The sequence below is a fragment of the Lacrimispora sanguinis genome (assembly GCF_044987295.1).
GTDB classification, from domain to species: Bacteria; Bacillota; Clostridia; order Lachnospirales; family Lachnospiraceae; genus Lacrimispora; species Lacrimispora celerecrescens_B.
This window is the reverse complement of record NZ_CP173277.1, coordinates 2,869,249-2,885,000: the sequence shown is the minus strand read 5'-3', so window position 1 is coordinate 2,885,000 and position 15,752 is coordinate 2,869,249. Positions and strand designations below refer to the sequence as shown.

General features: G+C 32.3%; 14 protein-coding genes, 3 tRNA genes and 1 rRNA gene (1 of these 18 running past the window's edge). 11 read left to right on the top strand and 7 right to left on the bottom strand.

The window, feature by feature from the left end; translation table 11 throughout:
* From ACHZES_RS13375 to ACHZES_RS13360, 4 genes are all read left to right on the top strand, one after another.
* Positions 1-614, top strand: a 23S ribosomal RNA gene (locus ACHZES_RS13375); it begins 2,278 nt to the left of the window's first position.
* A gap of 79 nt (positions 615-693) precedes the next feature.
* Positions 694-766, top strand: a tRNA-Asn gene (locus tag ACHZES_RS13370).
* Positions 767-812: 46 nt separating this feature from the next.
* Positions 813-884 (top strand) — tRNA-Glu (locus tag ACHZES_RS13365).
* A gap of 13 nt (positions 885-897) precedes the next feature.
* A tRNA-Cys gene (locus ACHZES_RS13360) sits at positions 898-968 on the top strand.
* Positions 969-1,059: 91 nt separating this feature from the next.
* Here ACHZES_RS13360 and ACHZES_RS13355 read toward each other — a convergent pair.
* From ACHZES_RS13355 to ACHZES_RS13335, 5 genes are all read right to left on the bottom strand, one after another.
* The gene (locus ACHZES_RS13355) at positions 1,060-2,241 is read right to left on the bottom strand and encodes a tyrosine-type recombinase/integrase (protein ID WP_395549389.1); all 1,182 of its coding nucleotides are present in this window, start codon (positions 2,239-2,241) and stop codon (positions 1,060-1,062) included.
* 169 nt (positions 2,242-2,410) lie between these two features.
* Positions 2,411-3,421: a hypothetical protein gene (locus ACHZES_RS13350; protein ID WP_395549390.1), complete on the bottom strand. Its 1,011-nt coding sequence runs from the start codon at positions 3,419-3,421 to the stop codon at positions 2,411-2,413.
* Between the two features lie 194 nt (positions 3,422-3,615).
* Positions 3,616-4,335 carry an FtsK/SpoIIIE domain-containing protein gene (locus tag ACHZES_RS13345; RefSeq protein WP_395549391.1) on the bottom strand — a complete coding sequence of 240 codons (720 nt, stop codon included), beginning with the start codon at positions 4,333-4,335 and terminating at the stop codon, positions 3,616-3,618.
* A gap of 3 nt (positions 4,336-4,338) precedes the next feature.
* Positions 4,339-4,887, bottom strand: coding sequence for a hypothetical protein (locus tag ACHZES_RS13340; RefSeq protein ID WP_395549393.1), 549 nt, complete (start codon positions 4,885-4,887; stop codon positions 4,339-4,341).
* Between the two features lie 60 nt (positions 4,888-4,947).
* Positions 4,948-5,289 carry a hypothetical protein gene (locus tag ACHZES_RS13335; RefSeq protein ID WP_395549394.1) on the bottom strand — a complete coding sequence of 114 codons (342 nt, stop codon included), beginning with the start codon at positions 5,287-5,289 and terminating at the stop codon, positions 4,948-4,950.
* A gap of 221 nt (positions 5,290-5,510) precedes the next feature.
* Between ACHZES_RS13335 and ACHZES_RS13330 the strand changes: the two genes are divergently transcribed.
* The gene (locus ACHZES_RS13330; RefSeq protein ID WP_395549395.1) at positions 5,511-6,170 is read left to right on the top strand and encodes a hypothetical protein; all 660 of its coding nucleotides are present in this window, start codon (positions 5,511-5,513) and stop codon (positions 6,168-6,170) included.
* A 119-nt stretch (positions 6,171-6,289) separates the two neighbouring features.
* Here the strand turns inward: ACHZES_RS13330 and ACHZES_RS13325 are convergent, their stop codons facing one another.
* A complete protein-coding gene (locus ACHZES_RS13325; RefSeq protein WP_395549396.1) occupies positions 6,290-6,517 on the bottom strand; it encodes a helix-turn-helix domain-containing protein in 228 nt (75 codons plus the stop codon).
* A 315-nt stretch (positions 6,518-6,832) separates the two neighbouring features.
* On the opposite strand from ACHZES_RS13325, the gene ACHZES_RS13320 reads away from it, so the two are divergent.
* The 6 genes from ACHZES_RS13320 to ACHZES_RS13295 all read left to right on the top strand — a co-directional run bounded on the left by ACHZES_RS13320 (position 6,833) and on the right by ACHZES_RS13295 (position 14,374).
* Positions 6,833-7,669: a hypothetical protein gene (locus ACHZES_RS13320; protein ID WP_395549397.1), complete on the top strand. Its 837-nt coding sequence runs from the start codon at positions 6,833-6,835 to the stop codon at positions 7,667-7,669.
* 504 nt (positions 7,670-8,173) lie between these two features.
* On the top strand, positions 8,174-10,048 hold the full coding sequence (locus ACHZES_RS13315; protein ID WP_395549398.1) for a P-loop NTPase fold protein: 1,875 nt from the start codon (positions 8,174-8,176) through the stop codon (positions 10,046-10,048).
* A gap of 1 nt (position 10,049) precedes the next feature.
* Entirely contained in the window at positions 10,050-10,757 is a 708-nt protein-coding gene (locus ACHZES_RS13310) for a hypothetical protein (RefSeq protein WP_395549399.1), read from the top strand.
* Entirely contained in the window at positions 10,738-12,201 is a 1,464-nt protein-coding gene (gene qatC / locus ACHZES_RS13305) for a Qat anti-phage system QueC-like protein QatC (RefSeq protein ID WP_395549400.1), read from the top strand. Before ACHZES_RS13310 ends, qatC begins: the two co-directional genes overlap by 20 nt.
* Complete coding sequence (locus tag ACHZES_RS13300; protein WP_395549401.1) at positions 12,194-12,919, top strand: TatD family hydrolase; 726 nt, start codon at positions 12,194-12,196, stop codon at positions 12,917-12,919. Before qatC ends, ACHZES_RS13300 begins: the two co-directional genes overlap by 8 nt.
* 477 nt (positions 12,920-13,396) lie before the next feature.
* Positions 13,397-14,374, top strand: coding sequence for a hypothetical protein (locus ACHZES_RS13295; RefSeq protein WP_395549403.1), 978 nt, complete (start codon positions 13,397-13,399; stop codon positions 14,372-14,374).
* 596 nt (positions 14,375-14,970) lie between these two features.
* On the opposite strand, the gene istB is transcribed toward ACHZES_RS13295, so the two are convergent.
* A complete protein-coding gene (gene istB / locus ACHZES_RS13290) occupies positions 14,971-15,747 on the bottom strand; it encodes an IS21-like element helper ATPase IstB (RefSeq protein ID WP_395549404.1) in 777 nt (258 codons plus the stop codon).
* Positions 15,748-15,752: the final 5 nt, after the last annotated feature.

Sequence of the window (15,752 nt, the reverse complement as noted above, 5' to 3'; positions counted from 1 at the left end):
CGCTCAAAGGTTCCCTCAGAATGGACGGAAACCATTCGAAGAGTGCAAAGGCATAAGGGAGCTTGACTGCGACACCGACGGGTGGAGCAGGTAGGAAACTAGGACTTAGTGATCCGGTGGTATAAAGTGGGATTGCCATCGCTCAACGGATAAAAGCTACCCTGGGGATAACAGGCTTATCACTCCCAAGAGTTCACATCGACGGAGTGGTTTGGCACCTCGATGTCGGCTCATCGCATCCTGGGGCTGTAGTAGGTCCCAAGGGTTGGGCTGTTCGCCCATTAAAGCGGTACGCGAGCTGGGTTCAGAACGTCGTGAGACAGTTCGGTCCCTATCCGGCGTGGGCGTAGGATATTTGAGAGGAGCTGTCCTTAGTACGAGAGGACCGGGATGGACTGACCTCTGGTGTATCTGTTGGCTATCAAAGCCATGGCAGAGTAGCCAAGTCGGGAAGGGATAAACGCTGAAGGCATCTAAGCGTGAAGCCCCCCTCAAGATGAGATATCCCATCGCAAGAGTAAGACCCCTTGAAGACGACGAGGTAGATAGGGCAGAGGTGGAAGCATGGCAACATGTGCAGCTGACTGTCACTAATAGGTCGAGGGCTTAACCAGGTTGGTTTAGGTAAGAGGAAAGAACGGATGAAGATAGATATGTAGCAATGTGTGGTTTTGAGGGTATATGCCTCAGTAATCCTCGATAGCTCAGTCGGTAGAGCAAACGGCTGTTAACCGTTGGGTCGTAGGTTCAAGTCCTACTCGGGGAGTTCGTGATACTCAGGCGAGACTATGAGGAAAACGAAATGCAAGTTAGGCCCCATGGTCAAGCGGTTAAGACATCGCCCTTTCACGGCGGTAACACGAGTTCGAATCTCGTTGGGGTCACTTAACAATTTATGGCGACATAGCCAAGTGGTAAGGCGTGGGTCTGCAACACCCTGATCACCAGTTCAAATCTGGTTGTCGCCTCTTCTAAGAAGTGCTTCAAATCCTTATTTTACAAGGGTTTGAAGCATTTTTACTTTTATAAATAGTTGGTGCAAATTGGTGCAGGGGCTTTTTAACCTAAAACGTCATTCATTTTTTGTAGGGTATCCTCTTCCGGTGTTACAGAGCGCAGATAGTGTGTAGTCATTGCAAGCGTGGTATGATCTAACATTTTTTGTAATTCTGGTGCACCAACCCCATTTTTATACATAATAGAAGCAGTTGAAAAACGTACCTTATGGGAAGAACGGTATTCAATTCCTAAATCTTTACAGCAACGCCTAATGTGGCGGTTAAATGTGCAAGTGGATAATGGCTTACCATTACGCGTGAATAGATAATCATTTTTAGGATTAATTTCTTTGATTCTTTCCAAGATGGTTCTTGCATTTGCTGTTAATGGTATGAAACGCTTCCCTTCTTTTTGATGACCTTTGATATCTTCGATTACTTCGTTTTCATCGTTAATGAAGCGATGTACATAGATAAAGTTACCTTTGACATCTTCCCATTTTAGCCCTTTTAATTCTCCTATTCTTAAAATTAGATAGAAGTCCAGCTTAATGGCCAATGAGTAGATATCATCATTATCCAAATGGTTAATGATAGCTAGGCGTTCAGTTTCTGTAAAAGGCATAACATTATTATCTTCAGATTTAAAATTGAATTGTCCGTAATTAATATCACGCAAATAATTGTGCTCAATGATTTCTTCTTCGATAGCGTAATAAATAATTCCATTTATTACACTTTTCATATCATTAAACCTCTTACGTGTCATCTGACCATCTCTTGTTATTTTGCGGAAGAATTTAACAAAATCTTTAGGTTTTAAATATTTCAATGGAGGTTTTGTGATGTCAGTACCTTTTAAAAACGTATTCCAAAGATACATATTTTCTTTGATTGTTTTCTTTGAAACGCTAGACTCTTCTTCACGCCATTTGACCCACTGAGGATATAAGACCTCTAAACTTGAATAGGATTCACCGAAGTAAAAATTATATAGCTTACAATATAATTCACCTTCGTCTTTTCCATTAATCTGCTTTTCCTTATCGTTTTCAATGACTTTAGTGAATAGCCTCCCGTCTTTTCTGGTATAAATTTTTTTTGTATGAATATAGTCCACTTTTTTGTTTTTTAACATATTTAGTTTTTCTGGAATCTCTGACAAGTTAAGTATACCATATTTTTCTAATTCAGAAAGTAGAATGTTGTCAGATAAAAGTGATAATTCTTGAAGATGATTCATTTACCCCACCTTTTCTCTAGGTGGTGTAAGGTTTCTGGTTTATGTTTGTATTTGTAATAGATTTTTTATTAATATTAGAATTATAACTTTAAAATAGGTATCTTTTTATAAAAGTTGTTTTTAAATTTTTAATTATTTTAATGTAAAGAATCCTTACACCTCAATTATCTTATTTTTTATTGAATGGTGTTTGAGCTTCATAAACAGCCTGAAAGCTATACAGATAATCATGAGTTTCATGTTCGTTCCACTTACCAGGGGCCGTATATAATCTAACTTTATGAAGCCGTCTTATTAATGCCTCATAGGTCTCCGGCTGTTCCATGCGAATATTATTATACTGGTCTTCTAACTTCCAGTTAGAGACTATGTAAACGAAGTTATAGCACGCCTGTCGGTTGTTGTATCGAGCCGGAAGCTGTAAAGGATAAATATCCAGGTAATTCAGCATATGTCCGATTGGTAAATCACTTCTGAACTCTTCAAAAACTAATACATCTTCTCCGGAATAGGTATCAAATGGATGCTTGTAATCCGTTACACGATATACATTTCCATCTCCGTGACTATCCAAGATATCCCTTGATTTGCCATAGCCTGTTTTACCGCTTACATATGTAATAAGCAGATTTGTGCGCCGTTCTGATTTGTAACGATTGGAAAGAATTTCTAAGCGAGCTTTATCAATATGCTGTAAATTTAAAAGATTGTCAGGATTGATTTCTAAAATTTCTACGTTTGAATAACCGTCTTTAATCATCTGGTAAAGATTCGCTAAGTCGCTTCTTCTTCCTTGTCCGGTCTGGGGAATGTTTCCCCACTCTTCAAATGTTTCTTTCAAATTTGTGGTTTCTTTCTCTGATTCTACCCATTTTCCATCTTTCCTGATATATGAGCGGTTTTCTTCTGCTGTTCCTTGCGCTTCCTCAATATGAGCGGATGGGAATACTTTTTTTAAACTGGAAAAGTAAATGGGATTTTTTAGTTGGATATACAGATGAGTATGTGGTGTTTTTGCCACCTCATCACACATACACCAGTAAATAAGGCTTTCCCATTGAAGTAAAGTTTCTTTGATTGCTTGATGGGAACATTTGTTATGCTTTTCCGGATTATTAAAGGTCAAGTTATATTTTCGGCTACGCCGATTATTATTTGTATATTTCTTTTTTGATGTCATGGTATATCCTTTCTAAGTCTTAACACAGGACTGACACATATGAGAGATACTATAGAATCTTGATTTTACCTGTATTCTGTCAATTTTGACACATGACACAGAAGTCCTGGTAATACTAGCGGACTTCTAGAACGCCAAGGCGTTCCCTTTGAGCCGGCTCCTTACACTTCGTACGGGCCGGCTCAGGGTATTTCCTAGTTGTTCACACTGCGTTTAATGCAACTGTGAAGCTTTTCCAGATTTGTAATTCTCGGTACTATAATAGAATAGAAGTTACTCCCATTGGAAAGCATATAGCCAGTTCCCCGTTTTCTGTCGGGTTTCATTTTAGGCTTATATTCTTGAAAGATCATAGACTTTCCTTCTTCGGAAAGGTTTCCAAGGGCTATTGCTATGCTGAAATTGTCACGGGCAGAGTTAAAGTAAGCAGCGTCTACTCTCTGCTGGCTTATCACCACATGGATATGGAATGATCTTCCAAGCATTAACAATAGGGACAACTTTTTCTTTGCTTCGTCAGCTTCCCTCTTGTCCAGACTGTTGCAATAACTGGCCCACTCATCAAAGAAAAAAATTACCATATTCCTACTGTTATCTACGCCGTTTTGCCTGTTTTGGAGAATTTCACATACTTCATCGAGACCGAGTTTGCAATTTTTGAAACGATAAAAATGCTTGCTTCCTATCAGATAAGAAAAGTCTGAATCACCTTTAAAATCGCATAGATATGTTATAACGTCAGGAGTATACAAGGCGGCACGTCCAAGAAGCAAGGAGCCACAAAAGCTTTTTCCTGAGCCAGTGACACCAAATATTACTACATGGGGCATTTGTTCCGGAATCCAAGGAATATAACGTTTAACATGGTGAATATACCAGCTTTCGTCAAGTACTAAATCTAATTTTATCCTCATACGTTAAAAGTCCTTATCATTACTACCATATCCATCAAATAGTTCCTTAGAAGCATTTCTAATGTTGTATCGCTTTAATACATACTGATATGCGCTGGGTGTATCTACGATAGCTATTGTAAATATAATATAGTATCCGCTGTTCTCCACGGAATCCAGGTACAAGAATGGAGCGTCACGGTATGAGGTGGAATTGATATTGTCAAAATCCCCTTTGTGTAAATGATTTACAATAGAGTTGTACAAAACTTGATACATCATATCTAATTCTTCATCATCTAAATCCTCAGACTTTTTAAGACAGCGGTATTGGGCAAGCTGTATTCCTCCACGGGTAATAACACCAGGATAGGCCCAAATTTCCGTTGAAGTATAAACTTTCTTGAGTTTAAATAACTCATGATTTTCCTGCAATACTTTAAGCAGTGCTTTGGCTATTATCTCATAATGTTGAATTGAAATTACGTTTATAGGCTCAGAAATCCAGTGTTGATAATATGGAGCTAATTTTCGTAATAGAATTTCTGTGCATTGCTTTATAAAAAATTCCATAGATATTTCCTTTCTTCCGATGTGGAATGTGACCACACCGGATTATAATAGATTTTAAGGTTACTTTACGAGTGCTAATGCTTTGGCCTTGCATGAGATGGAATAGGTGTTGTTCTTAAAATCTCTATAGAGCTTGCATTCCAGGTCCTGCAATGATACTGTGATTGGGGATTCTGCTTTATCAATCATTTCTTGCGTTACAGGTGGCTTATCGGTAACTTTAATAATAACCTTTTCATATTGGTTGTCGGGGAATACACATTCGATCCTGTAGTTTTCTATAGAATCAGTGGCTTTACCGTCAACATAAGAAGTAACCTCTTTGCAGGAGGTAATATAAATGCGTTTACTCCCCTTTCCAGCAAGTGATTCTGTCGATAAATATAATTTTGATACGTCCATAGACTAATTTCTCCTTTTACTATTGTTAGATTTTATCAAGCTTGACAAGTGCAGTATAGCATGAGACATTTACCCCAATAGGTTTTCCACACAGGTTACAAACAGAATAATTCTTAAAGGACTACAAAATCGTTTCCGTAAGAAATGTTTTTAATATTGTCCAGAAATGTTAAACTTTGTGATAAGATATAAAAAAATAAAATTTTATAGGAGGTATAACAATGAATAAAAAAGATGAAAATTATGTAAGAGGAATAAGATTGAAAGAAGCTATGAAGCAAAATGACGTAACTATGGAGACTTTGAAGCCTATCGATGAGTTAAAATTGTCTGAAAAGCGGAAATATGATATAATACAGGGGAATTTTAAATCTCTAAATGATTCTACAATAGTGTTAGTATGTGAACAGATTGGCATTGATCCATATGAAATATTTTTTGGTGGTGACCATTTTAACCCCTGTTGTATTTTAGAGGCCTTAGAGAAAAAAGGTTATACACCCAAAGCGATCCTAATGGAAACTGAAATCGAAGAATCTGAAATTGAAGAGATTTTACAAGGAAAGTTTCCTAGAGATAAAGAAGTCGAAAAAATGGTTAAAAATATAGAAAAATATAGAAAAGAATTTAGCGATCTATTAGATATTCCTGAAGATGATGTATTTCCAACACAAAATAGGTATATTTTTTCGTTCCTAAAAAGAGAGGCAAATTTTAACGAAAATCAAGCGATAATACGATTGATAGAAATATGTGAATCATTCAATAGTAATGAAAAATTAAGGCAGTTAATCAAATACGCAGAAGATTTACAATTTCAAGATAAAGAGAAATATAATAATCCAAGGGATAGATTTGAATTTCAGGATTTATATTTATAGTAGAACCATAATTATGAAAAATAGAAAAACTCCTTGATTTGTAGAGGCTTTCCTATTTTTTTCCATTTTGTTATTTATAAGTAAGTTTAAATATTATCTTTTTTAAAAATGTGTAATTGCTATTTAATATCGGTACTTTCATTAGAATCATTAGGGATTATTTTAACGACATTTTCTATATTACAATTAAACTTTAAACAAATATCATGTAGAGTAATTATGTTCAAGTTTTCACCGTGTTTTAATTTATAAATTAACTTTTTATTCAATCCATATTTTTTTTCTAATGCATAAGTGCTAATATTAAATTCCTTTAGCATATCCCAAAATGGTTTATAACTAACCATGGCGTTTATTAATCCCCTTTTTGACTTTCCTTAAGTATATTGGTTATTTGTGCCCTTGCGTATCCTGCTTATCGGTAGTATAATTATGAGAAAAGGGGGAATAAGCTTGAATATGTTTTGTAAAATTTGTGGAAGTAAAATTGACGAAAAGGCATTGCTTTTTTTAGTAAATGCGGAGCTTAAGTTATTAATTCAGTAGATAATAATAGAGCACAAGCAAATACAAAATAGAATAAAGGTCAGTGATATAATGGGACATTATACTGATTAAACAAACTATTTATGGAATTTAGTATGAAAGGGGAATAAGTGATTATGAAAAAGAGATTTTTAGTTCTGGGTATGAGCATTTTAATGTCATTATGCATGACATCTAATGGATTTGCAGCTATATTTAATATGGGATATTCTGTAAAAGATGAACATGGAAATGAGTATATTTCTCAAAACCATGAAGAATATGTAAGATTAGTTAAAGAATCATATGATAAGTACGGTGTTGCATATTATATTGATGAGATTAGTGAACCACAGGCATATACTTACAATGAATTAAAGGAAAAAGCTGAATTAGAGGCATGGGAGAATTTCAGAGAGTTTTCAAAAAAGGAAATGGAGGTCATTCCTAAGATGAAACAATCTGTAACCTGTCCAGATGAAAATACTACAGTATATGATGACGGGTTTAAGGGGTGGTCTGGTGTTAGGGGAATTGAAGGACATACACTACAATCTATAAGAATTGTAACGACGACTAGAAATAATAGGGATGGCTCATATACATTGAATTTTAAGGTATATAATACTGACAATGAACTAATAGATACTAATAAATATTTTATTAGTACAAGTATACCTGGTTACATTGTAGACAAGGATAAGAGTCAACCTGAGTTTTGGTATTATATAGCTGGAAATGATGTATCCATTACATTGCCAGGTAAAACGATATCTGCACCAAACGTGAACGTAATGGAGAAGGAAAAAGGTAAATCCATTGCATTCTATTATGCCGCTACCGCAAATGAATTAAATCAGTACAATGATTCGGTATATAGATTGCCATATGCCACAAGGGCGGCGTATCAAAAAACTCTTGATGAGTCTATTGATAATTATAATAAGGCTATTGAAGAAACTAAAGCACATTAACCTTATTTTAACAATTACTAAATATTGCTATTATAACAGTCAAAATTAATGGGTGGTTACTAGTTGCATGTCCCTGATGGATATAATGAAGATGTTAATGGATTGTGTAAAGCTAAAGCAGTTCCAAATTCAAATGTAAGTGCAGTGCCAAGTACAGGGAAGGGGGCAGTATATGATTGTATTGGATTTATATGAGCTTTACTATTGTATAAATTAGTTGAGGCGTAACCAAGGATATTTTATATAGTACTTTTAAAATTATGAAATACAGATATTTCTATAACAAACTGTCAAGAGGTGAAATATATTTTTCTATGCAAGACCTCTTGACAGTTTTTCTTTATACAAAGACATCTTAGTAATAAAAGTATAGTCTTTACTTTAATCAAATTTTGAAATGTGAATCTTTTTTTTGTATTATATATAGTTTTCTATTTATAGTAGAATAATAAAATAATTAGTGCTATAATTATTAATAAAAACTAAAAGAGGAGAAGAGGTTTTATGTGGATTGATAGAGAATCGGAAGTCGATTTATTAGCGTATAGGCCTTTTGCAGATTTAGTTAAAGATATTCTACTCGATGATACAATGAATCCATTAACCATAGGATTATTAGGTAGTTGGGGGGCTGGAAAGTCAACATTACTTGAGCTTATTAATCATAAACTGAAAGATATTCCAGAAAATAAAAAAATAGCACGAATAACTTTAAATGCATGGTCTTTTGAGGGTTATGATGATGCAAAAAGCGCATTGATGGAAGCTCTGTTACTAGAACTAAAGGAGAATACCCCTGAATTTTCTACATATAAAAAAGGAATTAATAGTTTAATAAAAAAGATAAATGTTTTTCGTCTAGGTAAATTTGCATTTAAATATGGTGCACCAACAGTTGCAAGTATGTTTTCACCTTTAGGATTGGGGGGAGCAGCCGCATATTTAGGGAGTAAAAAGGATGAACTTATTGAAGACGCAAAAACCTTAATTAAGGAAGAAGCAGATGATATTACTCAAATAGATGAAAATACTGATGTAATAAGTAATATAAGAGAGTTTAAAAAAGAATTTCAAGAATTAATCGTAGACTCAAAGATTGATAATTTAGTTGTGATGATAGATGATCTGGATAGGTGTAGTCCAGATAGAATTATTGAAACGTTAGAGGCTATTAAACTTTTTTTATCAGTGCCTAAAACTACATATATTATTGCCATTGATGATTCTGTAATAAAATATTCTGTAAAAAAGACATATCCCAAAATAGATAATGATGATTTTGGTATTGTAGATAATTATATAGAAAAAATTATCCAACTACCAATTTATATTCCAGAGCTTTCAGATAAAGACGTAACAAATTATTTATTACTACTAGTAGTTGATTTATATTTTAACAAGGAAGTTGTGGAAAAATTATCCTATGAATTAACTGAAAAAAATGCATTTTTTAATGGAATAGTTTTAAATGAGGATATAATTAAACAATGTATACCAGAAATAGAAAATAAATGTTTACTTAGACAAAATAAAAGTTATTCGGATTTTTGCGATATGTTCAAAATTGTTGGTCGAGTGGCTAAAGTAATTTGTGTCGAATTAAAAGGGAATCCAAGGCAAGCAAAGAGATTTTTAAATACATTTATTGTTAGAAAGAAATTAGGAGATATTTATGATAGAGATAAATCAAAGAAATTAAATTATGAAATATTAGCACAATTAACGGCATTAGAATATTTGGATAAAGAACTTTTTAGGGAGCTTTACAAAGCATGTATTAATCCTAGCAATAGTGAAAAAGTTTTTGAACTATCTTTGTTATTTAATATAATTAACAATGCCGAGGAATTTCCAAATAACTTAAAAGACTGGGATAAGCCTAAAATGATTAATTGGTTAAAAAATGCAAATATAAAAGATATTGGTGGCGAGGAATTACTAAAATATTTTTATTTATCTAGAGAGTCTCTACATATTAACTTTAGTGCTTTGGATGAGTTGACCTTAGATGAAAGAAAAGAGTTTAATTTACTTATTAATTTAGATAGACCACAATCTATAAATAAAGAAATTGAAAATATGATAAATAAAGCAGGAATAAATTCTGATAAAATAATACGTGCGCTAATTGAAAGTTTTAGGGAAGACTATAAGCTTATAAATAAATGTTTACCAATATATATTAAGCTAGGAGAATATAGACAAAAAATTATAGATGTTATCATAAGTATGAAACTTACTGATGTTACAGCCAGAATGTTAATGACTTTTAATAATATGTACAGGGTAGATAATAATTGTTTTAAACCAGTGCTTTTACATTTAAAAAAAATAGGTCTAGATGAGGAAAAAATAAGTATTATAACAAAGGAGGATTAGTATGGGAACATCAAAGGGGTATATACCACCCACTGACCAAAAATGGAAGAATGCAAAGCGGGCTGTAGGTAACATAGGTAAAAAGGGATATTCCCATTCTAGTATCCAGGGGGCATTAAAGAAATATGCTGATGCGTATAGTAGTACTCATTTAAGAAACAGCAATGTGACCAATGTAATTGGTGGTCTCTTAGGCTTTATAACAGACATACAAAAGAGTGGGTTTGAAGTTACATTACAACAATACGGATTAAGTCACTTTAAAGATTTAAAAGGATTAGATTTATATAAGGGACTTCTTGATTATTTTGCTAAGGATGTAAATACCCCAGATGGACAAATAATAAGAGATGGATTAGGAGATACCTTTGATAAATTAGGTATTAACGAGTTTGATGATTTGGCTAAATTAGATGTAACGGAATTTTTACTAACATTTTTGACGGAATTTATTGTAAAAGGATTTGAGGAATGTTTTGCTGAAAAAATCATAGAGAAAATGGATGATTTAAATAAATACGATGACATAATTCGTGAAGCGGAAAAAATAGTTGAAGACAGAGTATTTGTTGATCAATCGATTAAAGACATTTTATCAATAGATTTAAAATCTGCAGAAGGAAAAGATTATACTACTAAAATAATAAATAATACATATGAATCTTTAAAAGCAATGGAGGTAATTGCAAATGAAGATATGGATAAATAAAGCACAGGTAGAAGATCTGATAGATACTTATAGCGATGCAATTGTTTTTAATATGTTAAATGAAAAAGGCAATCTTGGAACAAATTTCCAAGATATATGGAGAAGATTTGATAAAGAAAATATTGAAGATATATATGAAGATTTATTAGTAATTGCAATATCAGTATTTGCAGTAGATAGAAAAGTGCCTAGAAAAAGATTGCCTGATAAGTATTCCAACTATTACAGTTATAATGATAATTGGACTAGAAATTTAGATGTTTGTATACCTGTTTTAAAAATAAATAAATGGAATGAAAATAAAGATAAACTAGAAGAATTTTTAAACTTTTTAACGGGAGATGAATGGAATATCTTATTTAGAAAAACTAAATATAGATATAGGTGTGGAGAGTTTAGTAAAAGAAGATATGAGAACAGAAACCAAATGGTCAAAAATAAAGAATTTGATTGTGTTAGTTTATTTTCAGGAGGCTTAGATTCCTTTTGCGGGGCACTGCATTTACTTGAACGGAATAAAAAAGTTTTTTTTGTAACCTGTATGGAACATAAACTGCTTAAAAAGAGAGTAGATTTAATATATAAAAGAGTTAATGATAATTATCCACAAATAAATAAGGGAATATATGTTTTTTCAGCAAACCCAGGAAAGCCAGAAAATGTTTCAGAGGATATAATTGATAAATTTTATGAAGATACCAGTAGAAGTAGATCGTTTCTCTTTATGGCTGTAGCTGTTGCAATCGCATCAATAATTAGACCAAAAGAAGGAGTTTATATACCAGAGAATGGATTTATAGGTATTAATCTACCTCTAACAAAGAGTAGATTAGGTTCTTGTAGTACAAGAACAACACATGTTTGGGCACTTAAGCAATTAAATTTATTATTAAATTCATTAGACATTGATATACCTATAACAAACTTTTATAAATATAAGACAAAAGGAGAAATTGTTGAAGAATTTAAAGATAACGACATATTTAAAAAATGTGTTGCAATGACGTTGTCATGTTCACATCCTACACACGGAAGAATGGCTCATGCAAGGCCTCCTATAAATTGTGGCTATTGTTATCCCTGTATGATAAGAAGAGCTTCTTTACATAAAATCGGAATTGATGATACTGAGTATATTGAAGTATATGATAGTAATTATAAGTTAACTACGGAAATGATTGAAAGATACGGGGACCCATATACCGGTAGAGCGAAAGATTTAGTTGCTCTTCTAGAAGCGCTACATGTTTATGAAAAGAATGAAAATGGGGATTATTATAAAAAAGAACTAGTGAAGTCAGGCAACTTAACTATGGAAGAAGTAAATGAATTTGATAGAGTATGTAAAGTATCATTGAAAGAGTTAGAAAATATGATGCTGGAAGTTTCTCAAAAAAACGATCCCAAATTAGTGAAATATATAGGAATAAAAAAAGATGTATAACTTAATTGATACTCATTTTCATTTAGACTTTTATAAAAACCATAATGAAATATATAAATTCTATAATGATAAAAAAATTTATGTATTATGTGTTACAAATCAGCCTGAAATTTTTGAAAGTTGTATTAGTATATATGGAGAGAGTAAATATGTTAAATTTGCAATCGGGTATAACCCTAAACTATGTGGTGATACTCCGTTCTCGGAGTGCTCCTTTAAAAAAAATTTAATGAAGACAAATTATGTTGGAGAAGTAGGATTAGATTTTAAAAATACTGATTTGTATAATAAAAAAATACAGCAAAAAATTTTTGATTTTATAGCACAAAATGCTTCTGAAAAAAATAAATTAATGTCAGTTCATTGTAACAAAGCAGAAGAAGAGTTGTATAATATTCTTAAAATTAATAAAAATAAAAAAGTAATTATACATTGGTTCTCTGGTCAAGAAGAGTGGGCAGAAAGGTTATGTAATCTGGGTTGCTATTTTTCAATAAATATGAATATGTTAAAGAACATGAAAACAGTTGATATTATTAAGAATCTACCAATAGAAAGAATTTTAATAGAAAGTGATGGACCTTTTAGTAAGGTTAACGGTAGGAACTATAAACCAGAGTATCTCCCCGATATTTACTATAATTTAGGAGAATTATTAGGTATACAGTCAATTAATAAGTTAATATTTGATAATTTTAAAGCTCTATTATTAATTTAAAATATTAAAATGCTGTTATAAGGAATGAAACTTAGGATTAAATTGATCTTTGGGAAAGCGGACAACCTTATTTTGAAACATAAATGTTTTTATTTTGATAGCTAGCGCAAAATAGACGCTTATTTGTTAGAGCGTCTAGTCTCCCTCTCTATTGGATTTAAGTGTTTTTTAGTTAAATTTTAGCTAAAATACTTCGGGAGAGAATGAAGGCATTATGCAGGTGATTAGCTTCTGTGTAGAAAAAAGGTTGCAAGGTTATATTTTTTATATAAAATAGTAGTATCATTTGAGGTTTATACCCATTTAAAAGACGTATCTTACTTATATAATTTATTCTAAAGTAAGATGCACTAAAAAATAGGTGATACAATGTACGCCACTTTATTAGTTGCCAGATAAATGAAATTTATGTTTAGTGCATTAAAAAGAAAGGAAAGTATTAGTATCACTTTTCTGAATACATAATACAAATAATTTATGGATAAAATTATACAAATAAAAGATATATTTGGTTCCAAATTAGCAAAGTATGTGGTATACATATTGATTACTACACTATGTATATATTATCATCAACGGGTGTTAGATATCGGTAATATCTTAATTGCAGGATTTATAGAAAATCCCTTTGCAATAATATTAATTTTACTTCTAATTATTAAAAAAATTCTTTTTGTAAAAAGCGATAAAGAATCAAATGAAAAAATGGAAGAATATTATAAAGAATACACAGAGTATGAATATTCACATAATTCGAAAATTTTTAAGGGAATCAAGATTATATTAATTGAACGTATGAAGAATCAAGAAATTGTGATTAAAATAGTAAATAGTGGTGGTAAAACTTTACAATATATTAAAGGTATAATTAATTTATATAAGAGCGGGAATGAATTTATCTCTTGTAAAATAGGTGAGTTACCTATTGAATATAATCAGTTACGAAAAAATACGGAGGGAATCATTAAAGCTATACCTTTAAATGAAGAAAATCAATTTTGGACGGGATTTGATATACATATTGATGAAATTGAATTTCAAGAGGGAGAACGAGAATGTGATTTTGATATAGAAGGAAAGTATTTTGCAAGAAATTCATTGTGGATATTAAGTTATTTTGATATGTACGATAATAAGGTTCTTTGGTTTAAGACAAAATATAATTTATGGTGGTTGAAAGATAAAGTAAAAAAAATAGCATCTATAATACGATTTTATTGTAGCCAAAAAGTATATCTTTTTGGTCATGAATTTAGTCCAGAAGGTATGGCTAAATATAAGAAAGATAAAAGGAAAAAATGGTTTTGTAGAATAGTATTTAGTTTATTGGCTATATTTTTAATTTTAGTAATAGGCCTTAGTATGTTACAATTTATTAAATTCATAGTTTTATTTTTAAGCCAAACAAGTGATTATGTAATTAAGTGGTTTGATTTAGATTTACCACCTAAATAACCAAATATAGATAAATCAATAAATAGTTATTAGAAATGTCCTTTTATAAGGTGGATTATTAATTGGTGCAAAACAGGTGCAAAATTGTCAGAGATTCTAGAAGCCTCCTTTCTATGGGGTTTTTAAGTGTGCTTTTTAGTTCAAATCTGGTTGTCGCCTCTCTTATGAAAGCCTCAGAAACCTGAAGAAATAAGGGTTTCTGGGGTTTTTGCTTTGTGGTTTTGGTGATTGCGCTTTTTTGCATCAGGTTTTAAAACAGTATTTAGTATGATTAATGTACCCTACTGGATATTATTCAGTGGGGAATTTTATTTTGGCTATAAAGGTGATAAATGTAGATAACAGTCAATTTGTGCTAGCAATTGATAGCTTAATATAATTGTTCATGGTATTATAAATTTAATAATATTATTGAGGTGATATGTTATGGAATTACCATATTCAGAAAAATTAAATGTAAACTACATGTCTAAGCTATTCGATAAAAAAAGTGAGTCATATAAGCTGTTTTGGTTGAATATTCTTGTGCGGTGAAACCGCAGTTCCGGGAAATCGGGAACCGATTGACCGGAACATGGGAACCACCTTATGCGAGTTTACTCGCTCATGTTTTTGTCTAGTCCGTATACCTCTCGCATTGAGATATCCTTTGAAGGATCAATGCTTTGGATATTAATTTTATAGGCATCATAAACAATACGATCCAGAATGGCATCAGCCAGAGGACTGGATTCACCACCTAACTGTTCATACCATCCTTCCTGCAGATACTGGGAGCAGAAAATCGTAGATGATTTCTTACGTCTCCTATGCAGAAGTTCAAATATATCTTTTTGTTCATTGTCAGTTGGTTTGAGCAAGAGCCATTCATCAATGATAAGAAGAAGTGGATTGGCATATTTCGCCATGACCTTTTTGTATGTACCTTCATTTCTTGACATCTCCAGCTCAATCAAAAGATCTGGGAGACGTACATATTTAGTATTGTAATACTGCTTACATGCTTCCATACCGAACGCGCATGCCATGTAAGTCTTACCACTACCTGTTGCACCAGTAATAAATAAGTTACGGTGTTCAGATATATATTCGCAAGCAGCAAGTCTCCTTATGAGTTCTCTGTTCAGCTTGCGTCCTGAAGTATAATCGATATCCATGATACTTGCTTCAGTCTGGTCGAATCCAGCGTTATGAATCAGTCTTTTCAGTCGATTATTCTTACGGCTGCTGAATTCGATGTCGGTCAGCATACCAAAGCGGTCTTCGAAGGAAACTTCTTTCATCTTTGGATCATTTAGCTGATTACGGAATGCATCTGCCATAGAGCTAAGACGCATTTCTATTAATTTATCAATCGTACTTTGGTTTGTCATAAGTG

Coding starts and splice junctions, on each gene's coding strand:
- ACHZES_RS13355 (WP_395549389.1), bottom strand. CDS start 2,241: ATGAATCATCTTCAAGAATTATCACTTTTATCTGACAACATTCTACTT.
- ACHZES_RS13350 (WP_395549390.1), bottom strand. CDS start 3,421: ATGACATCAAAAAAGAAATATACAAATAATAATCGGCGTAGCCGAAAA.
- ACHZES_RS13345 (WP_395549391.1), bottom strand. CDS start 4,335: ATGAGGATAAAATTAGATTTAGTACTTGACGAAAGCTGGTATATTCAC.
- ACHZES_RS13340 (WP_395549393.1), bottom strand. CDS start 4,887: ATGGAATTTTTTATAAAGCAATGCACAGAAATTCTATTACGAAAATTA.
- ACHZES_RS13335 (WP_395549394.1), bottom strand. CDS start 5,289: ATGGACGTATCAAAATTATATTTATCGACAGAATCACTTGCTGGAAAG.
- ACHZES_RS13330 (WP_395549395.1), top strand. CDS start 5,511: ATGAATAAAAAAGATGAAAATTATGTAAGAGGAATAAGATTGAAAGAA.
- ACHZES_RS13325 (WP_395549396.1), bottom strand. CDS start 6,517: ATGGTTAGTTATAAACCATTTTGGGATATGCTAAAGGAATTTAATATT.
- ACHZES_RS13320 (WP_395549397.1), top strand. CDS start 6,833: ATGAAAAAGAGATTTTTAGTTCTGGGTATGAGCATTTTAATGTCATTA.
- ACHZES_RS13315 (WP_395549398.1), top strand. CDS start 8,174: ATGTGGATTGATAGAGAATCGGAAGTCGATTTATTAGCGTATAGGCCT.
- ACHZES_RS13310 (WP_395549399.1), top strand. CDS start 10,050: ATGGGAACATCAAAGGGGTATATACCACCCACTGACCAAAAATGGAAG.
- qatC (WP_395549400.1), top strand. CDS start 10,738: ATGAAGATATGGATAAATAAAGCACAGGTAGAAGATCTGATAGATACT.
- ACHZES_RS13300 (WP_395549401.1), top strand. CDS start 12,194: ATGTATAACTTAATTGATACTCATTTTCATTTAGACTTTTATAAAAAC.
- ACHZES_RS13295 (WP_395549403.1), top strand. CDS start 13,397: ATGGATAAAATTATACAAATAAAAGATATATTTGGTTCCAAATTAGCA.
- istB (WP_395549404.1), bottom strand. CDS start 15,747: ATGACAAACCAAAGTACGATTGATAAATTAATAGAAATGCGTCTTAGC.